This is a genomic window from Caldibacillus debilis DSM 16016, assembly GCF_000383875.1.
Taxonomy (GTDB): domain Bacteria; phylum Bacillota; class Bacilli; order Bacillales; family Caldibacillaceae; genus Caldibacillus; species Caldibacillus debilis.
In genome coordinates, this window is record NZ_KB912879.1 from 219,161 (window position 1) to 239,406 (window position 20,246).

The 20,246-nt window shown below is 51.1% G+C and carries 17 protein-coding genes; 4 read left to right on the forward strand and 13 right to left on the reverse strand.

Annotated elements, in window-relative coordinates; all coding sequences use genetic code 11:
- Positions 1–807: 807 nt before the first annotated feature.
- The 3 genes from glnA to nadE all read right to left on the reverse strand — a co-directional run bounded on the left by glnA (position 808) and on the right by nadE (position 3,605).
- Positions 808–2,142 (reverse strand): type I glutamate--ammonia ligase, encoded by a 1,335-nt coding sequence (glnA, locus tag A3EQ_RS0101505; protein WP_020153419.1) that lies wholly within the window; start codon positions 2,140–2,142, stop codon positions 808–810.
- Positions 2,143–2,166: 24 nt separating this feature from the next.
- Entirely contained in the window at positions 2,167–2,565 is a 399-nt protein-coding gene (locus A3EQ_RS0101510) for a MerR family transcriptional regulator (RefSeq protein WP_026499650.1), read from the reverse strand.
- Between the two features lie 221 nt (positions 2,566–2,786).
- On the reverse strand, positions 2,787–3,605 hold the full coding sequence (gene nadE / locus A3EQ_RS0101515; RefSeq protein ID WP_026499651.1) for an ammonia-dependent NAD(+) synthetase: 819 nt from the start codon (positions 3,603–3,605) through the stop codon (positions 2,787–2,789).
- A 454-nt stretch (positions 3,606–4,059) separates the two neighbouring features.
- On the opposite strand from nadE, the gene A3EQ_RS0101530 reads away from it, so the two are divergent.
- A complete protein-coding gene (locus tag A3EQ_RS0101530; protein WP_020153424.1) occupies positions 4,060–5,823 on the forward strand; it encodes a methyl-accepting chemotaxis protein in 1,764 nt (587 codons plus the stop codon).
- Between the two features lie 330 nt (positions 5,824–6,153).
- On the opposite strand, the gene A3EQ_RS0101540 is transcribed toward A3EQ_RS0101530, so the two are convergent.
- The 5 genes from A3EQ_RS0101540 to groES form a co-directional block, all read right to left on the reverse strand.
- Positions 6,154–6,720 (reverse strand): DJ-1/PfpI family protein, encoded by a 567-nt coding sequence (locus tag A3EQ_RS0101540; protein ID WP_020153426.1) that lies wholly within the window; start codon positions 6,718–6,720, stop codon positions 6,154–6,156.
- Positions 6,721–7,040: 320 nt separating this feature from the next.
- Entirely contained in the window at positions 7,041–7,742 is a 702-nt protein-coding gene (locus A3EQ_RS0101550) for an HAD family hydrolase (protein ID WP_026499653.1), read from the reverse strand.
- A gap of 405 nt (positions 7,743–8,147) precedes the next feature.
- Positions 8,148–8,645: a DUF5946 family protein gene (locus A3EQ_RS0101560; RefSeq protein WP_020153430.1), complete on the reverse strand. Its 498-nt coding sequence runs from the start codon at positions 8,643–8,645 to the stop codon at positions 8,148–8,150.
- Positions 8,646–8,962: 317 nt separating this feature from the next.
- A complete protein-coding gene (gene groL / locus A3EQ_RS0101565; RefSeq protein ID WP_020153431.1) occupies positions 8,963–10,582 on the reverse strand; it encodes a chaperonin GroEL in 1,620 nt (539 codons plus the stop codon).
- A 75-nt stretch (positions 10,583–10,657) separates the two neighbouring features.
- On the reverse strand, positions 10,658–10,942 hold the full coding sequence (gene groES, locus A3EQ_RS0101570; RefSeq protein ID WP_020153432.1) for a co-chaperone GroES: 285 nt from the start codon (positions 10,940–10,942) through the stop codon (positions 10,658–10,660).
- A 758-nt stretch (positions 10,943–11,700) separates the two neighbouring features.
- On the opposite strand from groES, the gene A3EQ_RS0101585 reads away from it, so the two are divergent.
- Complete coding sequence (locus A3EQ_RS0101585) at positions 11,701–12,381, forward strand: CPBP family intramembrane glutamic endopeptidase (protein WP_020153435.1); 681 nt, start codon at positions 11,701–11,703, stop codon at positions 12,379–12,381.
- Between the two features lie 139 nt (positions 12,382–12,520).
- Here A3EQ_RS0101585 and tatC read toward each other — a convergent pair whose 3' ends face one another.
- From tatC to A3EQ_RS0101600, 3 genes are read right to left on the reverse strand one after another with little or no spacing between them, the layout of a single operon-like run.
- A complete protein-coding gene (tatC, locus tag A3EQ_RS0101590) occupies positions 12,521–13,306 on the reverse strand; it encodes a twin-arginine translocase subunit TatC (protein ID WP_020153436.1) in 786 nt (261 codons plus the stop codon).
- A 26-nt stretch (positions 13,307–13,332) separates the two neighbouring features.
- Positions 13,333–13,518 carry a twin-arginine translocase TatA/TatE family subunit gene (gene tatA / locus A3EQ_RS0101595; RefSeq protein WP_020153437.1) on the reverse strand — a complete coding sequence of 62 codons (186 nt, stop codon included), beginning with the start codon at positions 13,516–13,518 and terminating at the stop codon, positions 13,333–13,335.
- Positions 13,519–13,572: 54 nt separating this feature from the next.
- Positions 13,573–14,256, reverse strand: coding sequence for a redox-sensing transcriptional repressor Rex (locus A3EQ_RS0101600; RefSeq protein WP_020153438.1), 684 nt, complete (start codon positions 14,254–14,256; stop codon positions 13,573–13,575).
- A 341-nt stretch (positions 14,257–14,597) separates the two neighbouring features.
- On the opposite strand from A3EQ_RS0101600, the gene A3EQ_RS0101605 reads away from it, so the two are divergent.
- On the forward strand, positions 14,598–16,538 hold the full coding sequence (locus tag A3EQ_RS0101605) for an ABC-F family ATP-binding cassette domain-containing protein (protein ID WP_026499654.1): 1,941 nt from the start codon (positions 14,598–14,600) through the stop codon (positions 16,536–16,538).
- Between the two features lie 44 nt (positions 16,539–16,582).
- Here A3EQ_RS0101605 and A3EQ_RS0101610 read toward each other — a convergent pair whose 3' ends face one another.
- Positions 16,583–16,771, reverse strand: a complete 189-nt coding sequence (locus A3EQ_RS0101610) for a hypothetical protein (protein WP_154652791.1) — start codon at positions 16,769–16,771, stop codon at positions 16,583–16,585.
- A 439-nt stretch (positions 16,772–17,210) separates the two neighbouring features.
- On the reverse strand, positions 17,211–17,942 hold the full coding sequence (locus A3EQ_RS0101615) for an NAD-dependent protein deacylase (RefSeq protein ID WP_020153441.1): 732 nt from the start codon (positions 17,940–17,942) through the stop codon (positions 17,211–17,213).
- Positions 17,943–18,253: 311 nt separating this feature from the next.
- On the opposite strand from A3EQ_RS0101615, the gene pepF reads away from it, so the two are divergent.
- The gene (gene pepF / locus A3EQ_RS0101625; RefSeq protein ID WP_020153443.1) at positions 18,254–20,059 is read left to right on the forward strand and encodes an oligoendopeptidase F; all 1,806 of its coding nucleotides are present in this window, start codon (positions 18,254–18,256) and stop codon (positions 20,057–20,059) included.
- Positions 20,060–20,246: the final 187 nt, after the last annotated feature.

The window sequence follows — 20,246 nt, forward strand, 5'->3', positions numbered from 1 at the left end:
GAGCGATGATGGACATTTTTTGTCCGGTGATGGACATTTTTTTCAGGATGATGGACATTTTTCCTTTCATGACGGACAAATTTTTTCCCGTGTTGAACATAAATGTGAAAATGATGGACCAATCATCGAAAATGACGGACAATCGCATACGGTGCCGGACGGTTTTTTTATGATATGGAACGATCCGAAGGAAATGGCGGATAATCCCCTGTAAAGTCATAACATAGGTTGAACGTTTTACCCAAGATATTGGACATACCAATCTTTTATTGGACTTTTTTGCAAAATGTCGGACACTTCCCCTTGATGCCGGATCATCCTTCCACGGCGGAAACAGGGATGTTGGACATTCCGGTCGGGCAAAAACCGCACGTCGGACATTCCTGCGCCGCGCCGAACAATCCGCCCTCCGTGCCGGTCAACGAAGGACAGGCGGCGAACCGAATCCAATCCGATATGAAAAAAACCGACTGCCATGAAACGCCCCTCGGAATTTCCCCCATCCGCAGCAAGCATCGGCCGCGATTCAGTAGGGGGGCTTGCCTGAACGGGAGCCGGTCATCAAGGAATGACGGCATTTCAAGATGCGGCGTTTCATCTCTCCTCAATGAAGCCCGGCGTCTTCGCAACTGAAAAAATGGCACGGCTCAGCCGTGCCATTTTTTTGTTCCGCATCTTTTATGTATCCTGAACAACATAAGGAAATACGATAATTAACTAAATAAATTTAAAATTTCGCGGGTGTCTCCGCCGGCAAACCACCATCCGGCGGAACCACCCACAAAGAAAACATTAATCCATCGCCCCTCAATACTGCTTCAAATATTGCTCCAGCTCCCACGGATGCACCTGCACGCGGAACATATCCCATTCGATCTCCTTCGCTTCGATAAACCGTTCCAAAATATGGGGGCCGAGGGCATCCTTGATGACTTCGTCGGATTTCAGATTTTCCAAGGCCTGTTCCAAAGTGGACGGCAAATCGACAATGCCTTCTTTCAGACGTTCCTCCTTCGTCATCACATAGATGTTCCGGTCGACGGGATCGGGCGGCGTCAGCTTGTTCTTAATGCCATCCAGCCCCGCCTTCAGGATGACCGCCATCGCCAAATAGGGATTGGCGGAAGGGTCCACGCTCCGGATTTCCAAACGGGTGCTCATGCCGCGGGACGAAGGGATGCGGACGAGGGGGCTCCGGTTTTTCGGCGACCAGGCCACGTAGCAGGGCGCTTCATACCCCGGCACCAGCCGTTTGTAGGAGTTGACCGTCGGGTTCGTCACCGCGGTGAAGTTCGGCGCGTGTTTCAATACCCCGGCCAAAAACTGGTACGCCGTTTCGCTCAATTGGAATTTCCCCTTTTCGTCGAAAAAGGCGTTTTCCCCGTCCTTGAACAGGGAAACATTGCTATGCATGCCGGAACCGTTGATCCCGAACACCGGCTTCGGCATGAACGTGGCGTGGAGGCCGTGCTTTCTGGCGATCGTCTTTACCACCAGCTTGAAGGTTTGGATGTTGTCACAGGCCGTGACCACATCGGCGTATTTAAAATCGATCTCATGCTGGCCGGGGGCGACCTCATGGTGGGAGGCTTCAATTTCAAACCCCATGTTTTCCAGCTCGATGACGATGTCCCTGCGGCAGTTTTCCCCGAGGTCCGTCGGGGCCAAATCGAAATAGCCGCCGGCATCATTCAGTTCCGATGTCGGTTCCGCTTTTTCATCCAATTTAAAAAGGAAGAATTCCGGTTCCGGACCGAGGTTAAAACTGGTAAAGCCAAGTTCCTTCATTTCTTCGAGAACCCGTTTCAAATTCACCCTCGGGTCTCCGATGAAGGGAGTGCCTTCCGGCGTGTAAATGTCGCAGATCAGGCGGGCAACTTTTCCGTCGCCGGTCGTCCAGGGAAAAACCACCCACGTGTCCAAATCCGGATACAGATACATGTCCGATTCCTCGATCCGCACGAATCCTTCGATGGACGAACCGTCAAACATAATCTTGTTGTCCAAGGCCTTCGGCAGCTGGCTGATCGGGATCTCGACATTTTTAATGGTCCCCAAAATGTCGGTGAATTGGAGACGGATAAATTTGACATTTTCCTCTTTTGCCATTCGTTCAATATCTTCTCTCGTGTATTTGCCCATATGCAAAATCCTCCATGACATGGATTAATGTAAAAATCTGGAAAGTTCCCCTTGGCGAATGGAAAACTGGTAATTTTTCCCGAGATGCAACGTTTCTTCCCGGAGTCTTTTTCTCAGTTCGTTTTCGGTGATTTCCTTCTTCTCTTTTTCGATCCGGTCCAACTTTTCCTTTTGCTCTTCCTTCAAGGAAAAAACTTCCTTGATCCCGGCGATGTTCAGTCCCTGATTCAACAAATCCTTGATTTCCAGCAGCTTATCGATGTCGTTCAAAGAAAACAGGCGGTGCTTGCCGTCGCTCCTGGCCGGAGAAATCAGTTGGTGTTCTTCGTAATAGCGGATCTGCCTGGCGGAAAGGCCCGTCAGCTTCATGACCGTACCGATGGAAAACAACGGCATGGATCGGCGGATCTGGCTCTCCTTCAAATTCACCTTCCTCCCTTCCAACCTATATGATGATTATATACAAATGTTATATTTTTTGTCAATATTATGTTAAAAATTCTTACATAAACACGGCCGAGCGGAAATTATAAAAAAAAGCTGTCATCAGCCATCGGTGATGGCTTTGATGACAGCCTGTCATTCACCCATAATATCCCCTCTTCCCTTCGTCACAGCACTATGGAGAAAACGATGGTTTTATTTCATTTCCACCAGTCATCAAACATCGTCGCGGGCAAACGGCGTTTATGTTCCGTCCGCAAATAGATCGCCTCGATCTTCTCCTTCACTTCCGGCGGGACTTCCTTGCCTTCCAGGTAATCGTCAATATGCTGGTACGAGAGCCCCAATTCCGTTTCATCCGCCTGTTGGGGGTTTTCATCCAGCAGGTCGGCCGTCGGGGTTTTCGTGTAAATCCGTTCATCCGCCCCCAATTCCTTCAGCAGGCTTTTCCCTTGCCGCTTCGTCAGGCCGCTCAAAGGCAAAATGTCCGCACCCCCGTCGCCGTATTTCGTGAAAAATCCCGTCACCGCCTCGGCGGCATGGTCCGTACCGATCACGAGGAGCCCTTCCTGGCCGGCGATGGCATATTGGGCGATCATCCGCATTCTCGCCTTCACGTTTCCTTTGTTATAATCCGTCAGCTTTTCCCCCGTCGCCTGCAAATAATGGCCGTCAAAGGCATCGACCGCATCGGAAATGTTGTAGGTGACCACCTTGTCGGGATTGATGAACGATAAGGCCAGCCGGGCATCCTCTTCGTCCTTTTGAACCCCGTACGGAAGCCGGACGGCGACGAAAACGGCTTGATAATTTTCCTTCCGCAGCTCTTCCACCGCCAGCTGGGCCAGCCGTCCGGCCAGGCTCGAATCCTGTCCTCCGCTGATCCCCAAGACATATCCTTTCGCGCCGGTCTTTTTCAAGTATTCCTTCAAGAAATCGATCCGTTTTCGGATCTCTTCCTTCGGGTCAATGACCGGGCGGACGTGCAAAGCCTCCATGATTTGGCGCTGCAGACTCATCCGCGATCCCTCCTTGAAAATGAATCATTCTCATTTTACATTTACTACTTTTTTCCTTCTCCGGTCAATCGGTTTCTACAGGAAATGGAAAAAAGGAACGTGGCGGGCCGGGAAAAGAACCGGCAGAAACGCCGGCGTAGGGAAAACGGCGAACGCCGCCCGCTTGTTCGAGACCGGGAAATTCCGAATGACATATGGCAGGGCGCCAGAAAAAATTTTTCCATTTATGCCACTTCAAGAACTTGAAAGTTTGTAAAACATTTTGCAAAACCGGCCCGAAAAAACGGCAAACATTGTTGAATTTCGGCAAATTTTGTCGAATATAAGAATGTCAAGCGATTTTCAACCCCATTCCCAGATCCCGGAAAGTTTTCCGGAAGATTGATCCGCATAGGACGGCCCACTGAAGGGGATTGCATCCGGCAAGAAAAATAAAGACAGAAAGGTGATTTCCATGAAGCGCAAGTCCTTCTTCGGCTTTTTGTCATCGATTCAATCAAAGCTGATCTTCTTTGCCGTTTTATTTTTGACCGTCCCCGCCGTCATTTTCTCCGTATTTACATATTACAAGACTTCCACCAGCCTGAATGCGGTCGGCGAAACCAATTTAAAAAACAGCGTGAAAATGACGATCGAAATGATCAATGCCTTAAACGATGAAGTGGAACAGGGAAAAATTCCCTTGGAAGAGGCCCAGGAAAAGGTGAGAATCGCCATATTGGGGGAAAAAGATGAAAACGGCATCCGGCCGGTCAACAAAAAGATTGATTTGGGAAAAGACGGGCATATCATGGCCTTCGATCAAAATGGAGTTGCCGTCGCCCACCCCGATAAAGAAGGCCAAAATTTGTCGGATCGAAAGGACTCGAAGGGCGTAATATTTGTCCGGGAGATCCTGAAAGCGGGGGATAACGGCGGAGGTTTCGTTTATTTCGATTACCCCCGGCCCGGCAAAAATAAGGCCGAAAAGGTCATCGCCTATGCGGAAACCGAACCGAACTGGGGATGGACGATCTGTGTCACCGCCTTTATGAAAGATTTTAACCAGCCGGCCCATGAAATCCTTATCTTCCTTGCCATCACGGCGGGAATCATGCTGCTCCTCGAAATTTTGATCGTATGGAGATACGCGGGCAACATCTCCAAACCGATCCGCCGCGTGACGGAAAAGATGATCCGCCTCGCCGACGGGGATTTGACCCAGGAAAAAATCGAAATCCGGTCGCGGGATGAAACCGGACAATTGGCTGAAGCGGTAAACATCATGGCGGAAAAATTAAAGGAAATGCTCCGCAATATTTCCAGCGCATCCGTTTTAATTTCCAGCCACAGCGAAGAATTGGCCCACTCGGCCAATGAAGTGAAAACCGGGGCGGAACAAGTGGCGCAAACCATGGAGGAATTGGCCGCCGGTTCGGGCAGGCAGGCCAGCAGTTCCAGCGAAATGTCCGAAAAGATGAAGGATTTTGCGGCAAAAGTCCAAGAATCCAGCCTTCACGGGGAAAAAATGGAGCAGTCCTCGAAAGAAATCCTGGAAATGGCCGGCGAAGGCAATCAATTGATGGACGCTTCCGCCAAACAGATGGAAAAAATCGACCGGATCATGAAGGAAACCGTCGACAAAGTGCAGATGCTGAACAGCCAGGCCCAGGAAATCAACAAACTCATCTACCTGATCCGGGACATCGCCGATCAGACGAATTTGCTCTCCTTGAACGCCGCCATTGAAGCGGCCCGGGCGGGAGAACAAGGAAAGGGATTCGCCGTTGTCGCCGACGAAATCCGGAAACTGGCGGAACAGGTGGCCGTATCCGTTTCCGAAATTACGGAAATCATTCAAAACATCCAAAAGGAATTCCAAAACGTGACCGAGGCGTTGCAGGAAGGCTATCAAGAAGTGGAAATGGGGACCGCCCAAATCGAGATTACGAAAGAAAGATTCCACAGCATCAACGAATCGATCCGCAAAATGGCCGAAAACATCCAAACCATTTCGCGAAATCTTGCCGATATTGCCTCCAGCAGCCAGGAGATCAACGGATCGATCCAGGAAATCGCCGCGATCGCCGAAGAATCGGCGGCCGGCATCCAGCAGACTTCCGCTTCCGCCGAACAAATCTCCAGTTCGATGGAAGAAATCTCGAAAAGCTCCGATCAGCTGTCCAAGCTGACCGACAACCTCAACGAACTGGTCGGCAGATTCAAGCTGTCGTCCTGAGCTCGCACAAACGGGATGCGGGGAATGTTCCGCATCCCGTTTGATTTTTACGGATCTCTTGGGCCCGCCGCGGAAGAATAGCGGCATACAAATGCCCTTTAATCAAAAAGTGAGGGCCCCCGTTTTCCATTAAAGCGGATTATGAAGAAGATTGCGGCAAAAAACCGAAAACCATGCCTCAAAAATCCCGCGGGCATTTTCCTGCATTCAACGGGGGAGAAACCGGGTTCGTTCATCAAAGATTTTGACGGCGGTTTCGGCCAAATCTTCGGCTTGAATAAAGCGACGCCCCATATTTAAGCGTCGCTCCGTTGATCGATCCCATATTTTTTATTCCTTTATGTACCACCTTTTGTCGAAGTTTAAGTTCAGCATCTCGCCAAATTTGATGGCAAAATCAATAAAGGCCGGTCCTTTGGCGGTGATGAGATTTCCGTCGATCACGACAGGCGAATCCAAATAATGGGCGCCGTTAAAAGTCCCGAGGAATTTTCTTTGATCGGCGGTCAATCCGGTCGTATACTTTCTCCCATCCAACAAACCGCTCATCGATAACAGATACGGGGCGCTGGATATGGCGCCGATCACGATGTCCTTTTTCCGGAATTTCCGCAGGAAGCCGGTCAAATCCGGATGATCGACCAAATGCGCAAAATCATCCACGCCGGGCAGGACAAGACTGTCCAGTTGACGGATATCCACCTCATTCACCGTCGCCTCTGGAACGCACGGCAGCCCCGACTCTCCTTTTACCACTTGATCATTCAAACCAATATATACCGTTGGTTTCTGCCCCTGCTTCAGCACGGACAGCAACACGGATAATTCATATTCACTGAATCTGGGATACAGTAATATTCCTGTATATATGATCAACACCCCCATTAAATGGTTCAAAAATTGGCCTTCTGGATCGAGCATCCTTTCCTTTCGATTTGTCTTCCATGAAATCCTTCCTTTTTGGAAAACAATTGGATTTTCTTCCGAACCGTTTCCCGCATGTTTGGCGGGAACGGCTCCAGAAAGCATAAAATGTCGGCAACGAGAAGGCGCCGCTTCGACAATCTTCTCTGCTGTGAATCTAAAAATCTTTTTCCCAAAAGGGCTTAAAGCGAATACGTTCAAAATGAACTTTCCCATGAATGGGGCTTGACCAAAATTTTGCAAAAACGATATCGATTTGAAATGTCCCCACTATGATTCCCCGTTATTCCGGGTTACAGGCAGAAATCAGCCAAATCCAACAATTCTCTTGGGCTATATACGATTTTATCAGGAAAGACACGGGAATCCGGCATATCCCTTTTTCGGTGGTTCATCCATATCGCCTTCCATCCCGCTTGTTTTGCCCCGATTACGTCATTTTCAAATGAATCTCCTATATATACGGCTTTTTCTTTCTTCAATTGGAGCTTTTTTTCCACATAAAGAAAAGCAGCCGGATCAGGCTTGGCACATCCGATCGCACCGGAGATGAAGATATTTTCGGCCGGGATCCACTTCGTCAAACCCAACTGTCGGACCTTCATCAGCTGGTGCTGATGCGGTCCGTTCGACAGGATAGCCAGCTGTTTGTTTTTTTGACAAAGCCGTTCTAATAACGTAATTATTTCGGGAAAAGGCGCAATCTTTTTTTGCTCTTTTTCGTAAGTTTTTTGAAACTTGACCGCCTCTTCATATTTTATGTCAATGCCGAATTCTTCGCAGGCGGCCATGATTCGGTAGGTGTGCAGCTCAAGCAAGGATACGGTTCCCGCTTCGCTCTTATGGAATAATCTGTCGCTGTGTTTTCGGCTGGAAAGATAAAGTTTTTCTATCGGAACATCGGATAAATGTTTAAAATGAAATAAAAATGCCTTTTTAAAAGGCTGAAGCTGATCATATAAAGTATCATCCACATCGAAAATTACCGCGTCCACGAACCGTTCACCGCCGTCACATAAGATGCTCTTTCCGTTCATCAGTATTATAGCATTTCAACATTCGGACGATAATGCCGAAAGTTGCAACAATGATGTTGCAACCGGCTGTTATTTAATTCTCTCCATAAAAGCGTTTAGAATAAAAATGCGGGAGGAAGAAAGCGCTGACAAACGACGTTTATGATTTCCATGTTGAAGAGGATTGTAAACACGTTAAAAGGGGGGAGGGGGAGATGGTCCAAATATCGGACGGCGGATCCAACCATCAAGAAATTGAAAACGATCGCAATGTCCGAATCGCTGGAGAAGACCGACAACAAAAACTCATCAAAAACCGACTCCTTTTAAATTACCGATCATGGTTTTTCCACCCATATGTTTTTTGCTTCATCAGAAGTCAAACTATTTTAACAGGGATTGTGAAAGGTTCCTTATCCACTCATGCTGATGTTCCCAACACAGCCACACGTCACGCATCCATTCCCGAAGCATGGCATCCCGATTTTTTCCCGGTTTCTCTTGCAGTACATCATTTACAGTCAAGGAATAGGGTTTGTCGGGAACCGGCAACGGCGGCCAGTCAAATTTCCGCCGGCTAAGCAGCATATGCACGCGCTGTACCTGTTTTCCCGTGTAACCACGCTCAACCGCATAATATAATCCGATTAATGAAAATGCGACGGTGATCGTTTTCATGCCGCACCCCGCATGCTGGGCGCTGTAAGCATCGACAGCGTGCTGGTGGATGAAATCGATGTCTTGTTTGTTCAGCGTGTATACGCTCAGTTCGCTGTATTTTTGGTAGCATTCTCCCGTCGCATGGAAACCGCGAGGCCTTTCCATTTGTCGGTCGGGCAGCATCAGCCCGCAACCCGGGCATATGCTCATTCGGCTCCCCATTTTCTTCCTCCCTTTCCGTTGCTTTCGCCGTAACCGCCATGGGTTCCTCCAAAGGGTTGCATCTCCTTCTTTCCCCCGTCCGCATCGCCAGCCTCTTCCCGTATTTTCCGGCGCGGCTCGTATCCGGCAACCGATCGCCATCAGATCTCCGGCACGAGCGCCCGCTTACCTGGAAACAAACGCCGGCATCCAAGGGTGGCGCAGTTTGCCCATACGAACTATGAGCTAGACGTCCGACGGCCCCATTGCCGGATTCATAAAAATTTAAAAAAAGGAACACCGGGCAAACCCCGGTGTCCCTGGGTCTCAGGCGGAGATTACATCATCCCGCCCATGTCGTTCATGCCGTTGTTATTGCCTTTGTTTTCTTCCGGAATATCGGCGACGACCGCTTCCGTCGTCAGGAACATGGCGGCAACAGAGGCGGCGTTTTGCAGCGCGGAACGGGTTACCTTCATCGGGTCGATGATGCCGGCTTCGATCATGTTCACCCATTCATTGGTGGCAGCGTTGAAGCCGACGCCGGGTTTTTCTTTCTTCATATGTTCGACGATGACGGAACCTTCCAAACCGGCGTTGCGGGCGATTTGGCGAACCGGTTCTTCCAGCGCGCGCAGGACGATTTTCACGCCCGTTGCCACGTCGCCTTCCGCTTCAATGGAAGCCACTTTGTTGTAGACGTCGATCAACGCCGTGCCGCCGCCGGCCACGATGCCTTCTTCAACAGCGGCGCGGGTAGCGTTCAACGCGTCTTCAATGCGGAGTTTCTTTTCTTTCAATTCGGTTTCCGTCGCCGCGCCGACTTTGATGACCGCTACGCCGCCGGCCAGTTTAGCGAGACGTTCTTGCAGTTTTTCTCTGTCAAAGTCGGATGTGGTTTCTTCGATTTGCGCTTTGATTTGGTTGATGCGGGCGGCAATTTTCGCGGAATCGCCGGCGCCTTCCACGATCGTCGTATTTTCCTTCGTCACGATGACTTTGGAAGCGCGGCCCAATTGGGAAATATTCGCGGATTTCAGTTCCAGACCGAGATCTTCGGTAATGACTTCACCGCCGGTCAAAATGGCGATATCTTCGAGCATGGCTTTTCTGCGATCGCCGAATCCCGGAGCTTTAACGGCAACAGCGGTGAAGGTGCCGCGGAGTTTGTTCACCACCAGCGTGGCCAAAGCTTCCCCTTCCACATCTTCGGCGATAATCAGCAACGGTTTGGATTGTTGGACCACTTGTTCCAAGAGCGGAAGGATTTCTTGGATGTTGGAAATCTTCTTATCGGTAATCAAAATGTACGGATCTTCGAGAACGGCTTCCATTTTGTCGGAATCGGTGACCATGTATTGGGACGTATAGCCGCGGTCGAATTGCATCCCTTCGACGACGTCCAGTTCCGTAACGATCCCTTTCGATTCTTCCGTGGTAATGACGCCGTCTTTGCCGACCCGTTCCATGGCTTCCGCGATCAATTTCCCGATTTCTTCGTCACCGGAAGAAATGGTGGCGACTTGGGCAATGGATTCTTTGCCTTCGATCGGTTTGGAAATGGCCTTTAATTCTTCCACGGCCACTTGGACGGCTTTTTCGATCCCTTTGCGGATTCCCATCGGATTGGCGCCCGCCGTTACGTTTTTCAAACCTTCTTTGATCATGGATTGCGCCAAAACCGTTGCCGTCGTCGTACCGTCACCGGCGACATCGTTGGTTTTGCTGGCGACTTCGGCGACGAGTTTCGCGCCCATGTTTTCAAAGGGATCTTCAAATTCGATTTCTTTCGCGATGGTCACGCCGTCATTGGTGATGAGCGGGGAACCGAATTTTTTCTCCAACACCACGTTGCGGCCTTTCGGTCCCAATGTGACTTTGACGGCGTCAGCCAGCTTATCGACACCGCGGAGCATCGCTCTGCGAGCTTCTTCGTTAAATTTGATTTGTTTAGCCATCTTCGTGAACCTCCTCGAATCTGATATTTAAGTATGCGATGGAAAATTATGTTATGATTATGTTATGGTTAAGGCTTATTCGACAACCGCCAAAATATCACTTTCACGCAAAATTAAATATTCCTTGCCGTTGTATTTTACTTCGGTTCCGGCATATTTGGAGAAAATGATGCGATCGCCGACGTTCACTTCCACTTTCACCCGTTCACCGTTGTCAAGAACGCGTCCGGAACCAACGGCAACCACTTTTCCTTCTTGGGGTTTTTCTTTTGCCGTATCAGGCAGAACAATGCCGCTGGCAGTTTTTTCTTCCGTTTCAACCGTTTCAATAACGACGCGATCTCCTAGTGGTTTTAACACAATGAACGACCTCCTTAATGTTTTGATTTAGCACTCTCGGGCTAAGAGTGCTAACACCACTTATTATATTAATGAATCACCTGTCATTTTGCAAGTCTCAAGGAAAAAAATTTTGTGATTTTCGCCCGGTCCGGCCGCGCCTCGCCTCCCGGCCGTTTCACGGCCTCCCCGAGCAGGGGATCTTGGCACGAAAGGATGTTTCCGTTAAAATCAAGGGAAAATGCGATGGCGGCCTCCACCCGGGCAGGCGGCGTTTTCCGGATATGGGAAAACAGGACGGGAATCGCCTTGAAAACAGCGGAAAACCCGGGAACGCTCAACATGCAAAAGGATACGCAAAACAGGAAACTCCGGAAAAACCGCCGGCGAACGGTCCGAAAAGCACCGGAAAGCGTCTTGCACGCGATAAGCCAAGAACCTTTCCTACGGCTGAAATTTGGGAGCAGGGCTAAATCACCCGGAAACGGCATGAGCCGCCGGCCCCGGAAGGCAGCCGGAGGAGCCGAAAGAACCGCTCGCCGGCCAAGGCGCAGCGTAAGCAGCCGGGAAAGCTGGCCGCCAAGGCGGCTCGATCAGGCCTGAAGAACCTGTGCAGGCGCCAGGTCCGAACCGCCGACAAGGCCGGAGAGAACCGCCGGCAGGCACGCAGCCAAAACCGCCGGGATTGACTTGAAAACCGCTTGCCGGCGCGACGGAAGACCGCCATCGCCTCGCCAAACAACGGGGGCAAAAATTTCAGAAAGCAGAGGGAATCACTTGTGAAACGGGAATACAAAATCGTGCTTCTCACCTATCTCATCATGCAGCTGTCATCGCCCGTCGGGGTGCCCTTCACCTATTATTTGTTAAACGGGCTTGGTTTTTCCGGGAAGGATTTGGAAAGCCGGAGCCTTTCCCTTTGGCTCCTGTTCAGTTTCTCGGCGGCTTTCATCGTCACGCTCTATTGCCTGAGAAGGGAAATGCGCTTCCGAAGCCAAAAAGCCGCTTCATTTCCCGTCTCCGCCTTTTGGGCGTCCGCCGGGGTCTTTTTGGCCCTCTTCGGGCAATTGGCCGCCGCAAGGATCGAAATGCTTTTCGGCGTGGAACCGGGATCGGAAAATACGAGGGAAATCATCGGGATGATCGAAAAAGCCCCCGCCATTTTCCTCGTCGCCGCCGTTTTCGGGCCGATTTTGGAAGAAGTGGTTTTCCGGAAAATCATCTTTGGGACGTGCATGCAAAGGCTCGGTTTTTTTCCGTCGGCGCTGATCAGCTCCCTGTTTTTTTCCGCGGCCCACATGGAATTCGAACATCTGCTTTTGTATACGGCCATCGGGTTCGCATTTTGCTATGTTTACCGGAAAACGAACCGCATCCTCGTCCCGATTTTTTCCCATGTGTCCATGAATGTGATCGCCATTCTTTCCCAGTTGGATCCGAAGATCTTTTCGATGTTTTGAATCTTGTGCGGTCCGGTTCTTTCAGGAAGCCAACAGGCGAAAGACAAGTCCCGGCTTGCCAAGGTTTCCCGGACCGTTTCCGCGAACAGCTTCCCTGCCTTTTCCAAAAAACGCCGCCGCTTCGGCGGCGATTTCGGTTTTATCCTTCCGGACCGTCCGAAAGGGTCTCCGCCATTTTTTCCTCTTCCTTTTTCCTCGCTTCTTCCGCGGCCAGCATCTTCCGGTAGGCCAGCTTGGAAATCCAGATGCTGAATTCATACAAAAGGCAGAGCGGCAAAGTCACCATCAACTGGGACAGGACATCCGGAGGGGTGATGACGGCGGCGATCACCAACAGGACGAAATAGGCGTACTTCCGGATCTTCCCCAAAAAAGCCGGCGTAATGATGGACAATCTGGTTAAAAACAGGATCACGACCGGAAGCTGGAACAAAATCCCGAATGGCAGGGTGATTTGGAACAAAAAGGTAAAATATTCGTTGATCCCGATGACTTGATGGATCTCCAGCCGTTCCCCCAAATTGGTCATGAACCGGATGAAAAAGGGGAAGAGAACGAAATAGGAAAAGGCGATTCCCAATATGAACAAAAGTATGGAAACCGGTATGTAGCTCAAGGTGATTTTTCTTTCTTTTTCATAAAGCCCGGGGGCGACAAAAGCCCAAATGTGGTAAAGGATCACCGGGGAAGTGAGAACGCACGAAAGCACAAAGGAAATCTGAAAGTAGATTTTCAACGGGTCGGTAATGCGGAAGGCGTTTAGGGAAAAATTTCTGGCCTCCGCCGAATGCTGCAGAAAAACGATGACCGGTTCGGCAAGGAAAAAGGAGACGATGAAGGCGAGACAGAAAAAAACGGCGACAAAAATCAGCCGTCTTCTCAACTCTTCAATATGTTCAGAAACGGTCATATCTTTATTTTTCATATCGATCGCATCCTAACGTCATGCCGTCAATTTTTCGGCTCGTCTTCTTCCTTTTTCGGCGGTTCTTCCTCTTCCGCCAGGCCTTTTGTGGCCTCTTTGAACTCCTTCAACGATTTCCCCGCCGCCCTTCCGATTTCCGGAAGCCGTTTCGGACCGAAAACCAGCAAAGCAACGATCAAAATGAGCAACAAACTGCCGGGTCCGATTGGCACAATATCTCCCTCCTCGACGTCCGAATGAAAAACGATGGCGCCCCGTATCCGGTCTTACCTATTATAATCTTTCTTTCCCTTCCCGTCCATTTTTTCCGAATGATCGGAGTAATGCTTGATAAAATAAACGAATGACTGCAATTCCACCGCCAAATCGATATGATGGACGTTGATGTTGGGCGGGACCGTGAGCCTGGCGGGGGTGAAGTTCAAGATCCCTTTGATGTTGGTGCGGATCAAACGGTCCGTCACCCCTTGTGCCGCCGATGCGGGAACGGTCAAGATGATGACCGGAATTTGTTCCTTCTCCAAGACCTCCTCCAGTTGATCCAGACTGTAAATCGGGACCTCTCCGATCTTCTTCCCGATTTTTTCCGGAGATATATCAAAGGCGGCGACGATCTTCGTATTGTTGTTCTTCGTGAAATTATATTGCAATAATGCCGTTCCCAAATTTCCGACACCGATCAGCCCGACTTTCGTCAATTCATCCTGATCGAGGGTTTTCCGGAAAAAGGAAAGCAAATACTGGACGTTATAACCGTACCCTTTTTTCCCCAGCGCGCCAAAATAGGAAAAATCCCTCCGGATGGTTGCGGAGTCGACTTTTACCGCCTGGCTCAACTCCGCCGACGATACCTTCTGTTTTCCCGAATTGTACAAGTATTGCAAAAAACGATAATACAACGGCAGCCTTTTCGCTGTCGCTTTCGGTATTTTCAATTGATCCGATGTCATCTTTCTGCCTCCAAAGCGATTTGGTTCTCCTGTTCGCGGTCATGGAAAGAAGCCCCGTTTCGGAATGGATCGGGAGCACGGGGTGGGAACGCTTCCAATCCCTTCCCATATTCCTTTTTCTACTATAATACACGATTTTTGCCCGTCTGTCTTGTCCCATTCTAAAATTAAGATCCTTTGGCCTTTCACCCGCCGTTATTGTACTATTAAAATTGGTACAGATGGGCGCGCAAACGGATTTTCTGCCCATGGAACAGCGAGGAACGGGCAATGGCCCCGCGGACGGGACGAGAAAGGCCCGCCGGAAGGGAAATCGCATCGAACGCTTAGGAGTGAACGGAATGATTTTGCTGCAGGCCAACCATATCGCAAAATACTTCGGAGCGGAACAAATTTTGACGGACGTCAAGCTGGAGATCCAAACCGGCGACCGAATCGCCCTCGTCGGCCGGAACGGCGCCGGAAAATCCACCTTATTAAAGATCCTCGCCGGACAATTGTCCGGTGACGGCGGGGAAATCATCAAACCGAAGGAGACGGCGGTCGGCTATCTGGATCAGCATGCGGGTTTGAACCCTGACGCCACCCTTTGGGAAGAAATGCTTTCCGTTTTTAAGCATTTGCAGATCATGGAAAAAAAATTAAGGGAACTGGAGCGGCAGATGGCCGACGAAAAGGTTCTCGCCGACGGCAAGTCCTATGAAAAGGTCATGGCGGAGTATGACCGGCTCCATCACGCCTTTCAAGAGGCGGGCGGATACCAATACGAAGCGGAGATCCGCTCCATCCTCCACGGGCTGAAGTTTCGCGATGACCCGAAAAGGGTCAAAGTCGCCACGTTGAGCGGCGGGCAAAAAACCCGCCTGGCGATGGGGAAGCTGTTGCTGGCCAAACCGGACGTCCTCATCCTGGACGAACCGACGAACCACCTGGACATGGAGACATTGACCTGGCTGGAACAATATTTGCAGACGTATCCGGGGGCCATCCTCGTCGTCTCCCACGACCGGTATTTTCTCGATAAAATCGTCAATCAAGTGCTGGAATTGGCGGACGGACGGCTGACCAAATATATCGGAAACTACAGCCAGTATGTAATCCAGCGGCAGGAAAACTATGAACGGGCCTTGAAACGGTACGAACAGCAGCAGGAACAAATCGAACGGATGAAAGACTTTATTCAGAGGAACATCGCCCGATCCTCGACGACGAGACGGGCCCAAAGCCGGAAAAAAGCGCTGGAAAAAATGCCGCGGATGGAAAAGCCGAAGGACGCCGGCAAAACCGCCCGTTTTTCCTTTGACATCAACAGGCAAAGCGGCAATGAAGTGCTCACTGTGAAAAATTTGCAAATTGGCTATGGGGAACGGACGGTGGCCGAAGGCATCCGCTTCCGGCTGACGAGGGGGGAAAGCGCCGCGATCATCGGGCCCAACGGGATCGGCAAATCCACCCTGCTGAAGACCATCGCCGGAAAACTCGCTCCCCTCAAAGGGGAAATCCTCCTCGGCACCAATGTGGAAATCGGCTACTATGACCAGGAGCAGACGGAACTGCATTCGAACAAAGACGTCCTGCACGAATTGTGGGATGAAAACCCGTTCATGAAGGAAAAGGAGATCCGGACGGTTTTGGGCAATTTCCTCTTTTCCGGGGACGATGTCTTCAAGCCCGTCGCCGCTTTGAGCGGCGGAGAAAAGGCCCGCTTGGCCCTGGCGAAGCTGATGCTGAAAAAGGCTAATTTCCTCGTCCTCGACGAGCCGACGAACCACCTGGACCTGGAAAGCAAGGAAGTGCTGGAAAATGCGCTGATGGACTTTCCCGGGACGATCCTTTTCGTTTCCCACGACCGGTATTTTATCAACCGGATGGCGACAAAAATCTTCGAGCTGTCGGAAACGGGATTCCGCGAATATTTGGGGGATTATGACTACTATTTGATGAAAAAGGAAGAAGAAGCCCGCTCCGGCCAGCCGGAAGCGCCCGATAAAGGGAAAGGGGCGCCATCGCGGGGCGAAGGGAGGATCCCCGAGAAGGATTATTTCATGGAAAAGGAAGCAAAAAAGCTGGAACGAAAACGGATCCGCAGAATCGAAGAAATACAAAAACGGATTGAGGAGCTGGAAAGGGAGATTGCGGAAAAGGAAAGGCAGCTGCTCGATCCGGAAATCTACAACGACCCCAAAAAATCCGCGGAGATTTTAAATGGGATCGATTCTGCGAAGAAGCAGGTGGACCGGTACCTCGACGAATGGGAAAAGCTGGAGGACCCTGCCGATTAAATCGGCAGGTCTTTTTTTGTTTTTTCCTGCGGGATGGGAGTTATTCACTTTTCCACAGGGTTATTCACAATTTCATGGTTGATTTGTCCATTTTCCCGGCCATTTTCCACATTATCCACAAAAAACGGAACGGTTATCCACAGAGTTGGGGATAACTGTTCCTGATACAGCCTTTCCTTTGCATATTCTGGCTTTTCGGCCTGTTCTCCCGCAAGCCGTTCCGATTCATCCACAGGAATATCCACAGGCAATAATTTGTCCGACCGTTGGGGCAAAAAAAATGCCCGCCCATGCAGGCGGAACGTCCTTCCTTTTCCGCCGGAAATCCTCCGTGATTGACGGTATTTTGCCGTCCGATATTGAAGTTAAACGGAAAAGGACTTCACCCTTACGGGAACTGTAATTTTCGGCTGAACCGGCTGTCGAGCGGCTGTCGAGCGCCGGTTGCGAGACAAACCGCAAACGGGCGGAATCCCCCTTCATCGTATGATGCTGCTTGCCGTTCCAGCCGATGCCGGGGGTTGCGGATAGATCGGCCGACAAGCCGTCCGGCCGCGATCTCCCCTTGATAGGAATACCGGCGGGCCCCGGCCGCAGGCCGGTCAGGCATCCTTCCATGAGCGAGGGAACCGGCAGCGCCGGCTAGGCGCCGGCTGGTGCCGCCGGCCGGACTCATGGAAGCCGGCTGTCGAGCTTTTCCAATAATTCCCCGATTTTTTCGCCGTGAATGACCAGGTCCGCCATGCCGTCGAGGGGCGTCTCATCCATGTTGACGATGACCAATTTCGCCCCGTTTCTTTTGGCGATGACCGGCATTTGATTGGCGGGAGTGACCGTTAACGAGGAACCCAAAACAATGAACAGTTCCGCCCTTTCCGAGTCTGCCAAGGCGTTTTGGAACGCCTCTTGCGGCAGCGGCTCCCCGAACAATACGACGTTCGGCCGGAAGATCCCGCCGCATTCACAGCGCACATCCCCCGTCAAGTACCGTTCATTGCTTTCTTCCCTGCCGCATTTTTGGCAGTGGACCCGTTGCAAGGTGCCATGCAATTCATGGACCCGGTTGCTGCCGGCCATTTGGTGGAATCCGTCCACATTCTGGGTAATGATGCTTTGAATACGCCCTTCCTTTTCCCACTTGGCCAAAATTTGATGCCCTTTATGGGGCTTATATTCATGGACGCCGATCACCCGCTGCCGGTAAAAATCAATGAAGGCCTCCACGTTTTTGTTCAACGATTCGATCGACGCCACCCGGCTCGGGTCTTGTTGCTTCCACAGCCCTTTGCTCGAACGGAAATCCGGCAGCCCGCTTTCGGTAGACATGCCGGCCCCCGTAAACACGACGGTATAGTTGGACCCGCGAAGCCAATCCAGTAAAAGATCCACCTGTTTCCCTTCCATCTTTTTCACCTTCTTGCATTGGAATTCTCAGGAAGTTCCCTGCCTTTATTTTAACACTTCTTCCGCCTTGCGCTTAAACGGATGGTTTTCCGAATCGGGTTGCGGGACGGTTTTTTTCCGTTATTTCCGGAGGATGATGCCCGGGTCCCGGCACAATCCGCGGGGATTCCGATCCTTTCCTTTTCCTTTCTCCGCGGGCAACGCCCTTCCTTTCGGCAAACCGTATTTCCATTTGCCCGATTTTTTCATATAATAAAAATAATTCGTATAACGAAATATTTTGCACATGCCTAAATAAGGGAGGATTTCGGATGGAACGCGCAAAGCGGACGCCGCTTCGCTCGGAAGTGGCTATGGAAGAGACGTGGGATCTTACCGACTTGTTCCGGACGGAGGCGGATTGGCGGGAGGAATTGACGGCCATCCGCAGGGAGGTCAAAACCGTCACCCGATTTAAGGGAAAGGTTTGTGAAAGCGCCAAGAATTTGTTGGATGCATTGCTCGCGAAAGACGCATTGTTGGAGCGGCTGAACCGGGCGGCCATTTATGCCTTTTTGAATCAGGCGGCGGACGGAACGGACCCGGTCTTTCAGGCCAACACGAGCCTGGCCGACAGCCTTTCTTCCGATGTCCATGCCGCCATTTCCTTCATCGATTCGGAAATCATGGAAGCGGATGCGGAGACGCTTAACCGGTACATGGAAGAAGAGAAAGGTTTGCAGGAATTCCGGAAGGTGCTTGCGGATCTTATGGAGAAAAAGCCCCACAAACTCCACCCGGAAGCGGAGGAAGCGCTGGCGGCCTTCGGGGAAATCCACAATGCCCCCTATGCGATTTACCAACGGAGCAAGACCTCCGACATGCGGTTTTCCCCGTTCCGAACAAAGGACGGGACGGAACATCCGCTCACCTTCAATTCATTCCCGAAATATGAGGAATCGGCCGACACGGAATTGCGCAGGAAGGCCTATCGGGCATTCGTGGAAGGATTGAACCGGTATAAAAACACCTATGCCGCCGCATATGCCACAGAAGTGAAAAAACACGTGATCGAGGCCGCCTTGCGCAAATATGCCTCGGCCACCGACATGCTATTGGCCGGTCAGCAGGTGACAAAAGAAATGTATCACGGGCTCTTGGATACGATCCTGGCGGAGCTGTCTCCCCATATGCGGCGCTACGCCAAATTGAAAAAAAGGGTATTGGGCCTGGATAAATTTTATTATTGCGATTTAAAAGCATCCCTGGACCCGGAATATGATCCGCAAATCAGCTACGAAGAAGCCGCCGAACTGATCCTCGAAGCTTTGCGGGTCATGGGGCCGGAATATGCGGAGATCATCGAGCAGGGGCTGTACAACCGCTGGGTCGACCGCGCCGACAATATCGGGAAAAGGTCCGGCGCCTTCTGTTCCAGCCCATATGGCGTCCATCCCTATATTTTGATGACGTGGAACGGCTCGATGCGAAACGCCTTTACATTAGCCCACGAACTGGGGCATGCCGCCCATTTCGTTTTGGCCGCGAGGAATCAGAAATTTTCCAATACCCGTCCGTCGAGATACTTCGTGGAAGCTCCGTCGACGCTGAATGAACGGCTGTTGAGCCGGCATATCCTCACCAGGACGAAAAACGCCCGGATGCGCCGATGGGTCATCCTCCAGTCTTTAAGCACCTATTATCATAATTTTGTCACCCATTTGCTGGAAGCGGAATTTCAGCGCCGGATTTACGATTTGGCGGATAAAGGGACGCCGATCACCGCCAAACTGCTTTGCGAGCAATTTATCGATCTTCTTGAAAAATTCTGGGGCGATGCGGTCATCATCGATGAGGGGGCGGGGCTGACCTGGATGCAGCAGCCGCACTACTACATGGGGCTTTACCCGTATACGTATTCGGCCGGTTTAACGGCCTCCACCGCCGTGGCACAAATGATCGAAAAGGAAGGAAAACCGGCCGTGGAACGATGGCTGGCGGCGCTGAAGGCCGGCGGCACGCTGAAACCGCTGGAACTGATGCAGCTTGCCGGCGTCGATATGTCCACCGCCAAACCGATCCGGCAGGCGGTGGCTTATGTCGGCACTATGATCGACGAGCTGGAGAAAAGCTTCTGACGAAATAAAAAAGGATGTCCGACAGCCTTTTGGCTTCAGACATCCTTTTTGTCCTTTTTCGGGGCGGGCCAACGGTCCGACCATACCTTTGCACACCGGCTCATCCCGGCCCTCGGCCGTTCGATTTTCCCGGAACCATCGGCAATCTTCGATCTTCCCCATTTCGCCCGGTTCCGACGAAAGGCAG

Coding starts and splice junctions, on each gene's coding strand:
- glnA (WP_020153419.1), bottom strand. CDS start 2,142: ATGGGCAAATACACGAGAGAAGATATTGAACGAATGGCAAAAGAGGAA.
- nadE (WP_026499651.1), bottom strand. CDS start 3,605: ATGAGTCTGCAGCGCCAAATCATGGAGGCTTTGCACGTCCGCCCGGTC.
- A3EQ_RS0101530 (WP_020153424.1), top strand. CDS start 4,060: ATGAAGCGCAAGTCCTTCTTCGGCTTTTTGTCATCGATTCAATCAAAG.
- A3EQ_RS0101560 (WP_020153430.1), bottom strand. CDS start 8,645: ATGGGGAGCCGAATGAGCATATGCCCGGGTTGCGGGCTGATGCTGCCC.
- groL (WP_020153431.1), bottom strand. CDS start 10,582: ATGGCTAAACAAATCAAATTTAACGAAGAAGCTCGCAGAGCGATGCTC.
- tatC (WP_020153436.1), bottom strand. CDS start 13,306: ATGAAAAATAAAGATATGACCGTTTCTGAACATATTGAAGAGTTGAGA.
- A3EQ_RS0101600 (WP_020153438.1), bottom strand. CDS start 14,256: ATGACATCGGATCAATTGAAAATACCGAAAGCGACAGCGAAAAGGCTG.
- A3EQ_RS0101605 (WP_026499654.1), top strand. CDS start 14,598: ATGATTTTGCTGCAGGCCAACCATATCGCAAAATACTTCGGAGCGGAA.
- A3EQ_RS0101615 (WP_020153441.1), bottom strand. CDS start 17,942: ATGGAAGGGAAACAGGTGGATCTTTTACTGGATTGGCTTCGCGGGTCC.
- pepF (WP_020153443.1), top strand. CDS start 18,254: ATGGAACGCGCAAAGCGGACGCCGCTTCGCTCGGAAGTGGCTATGGAA.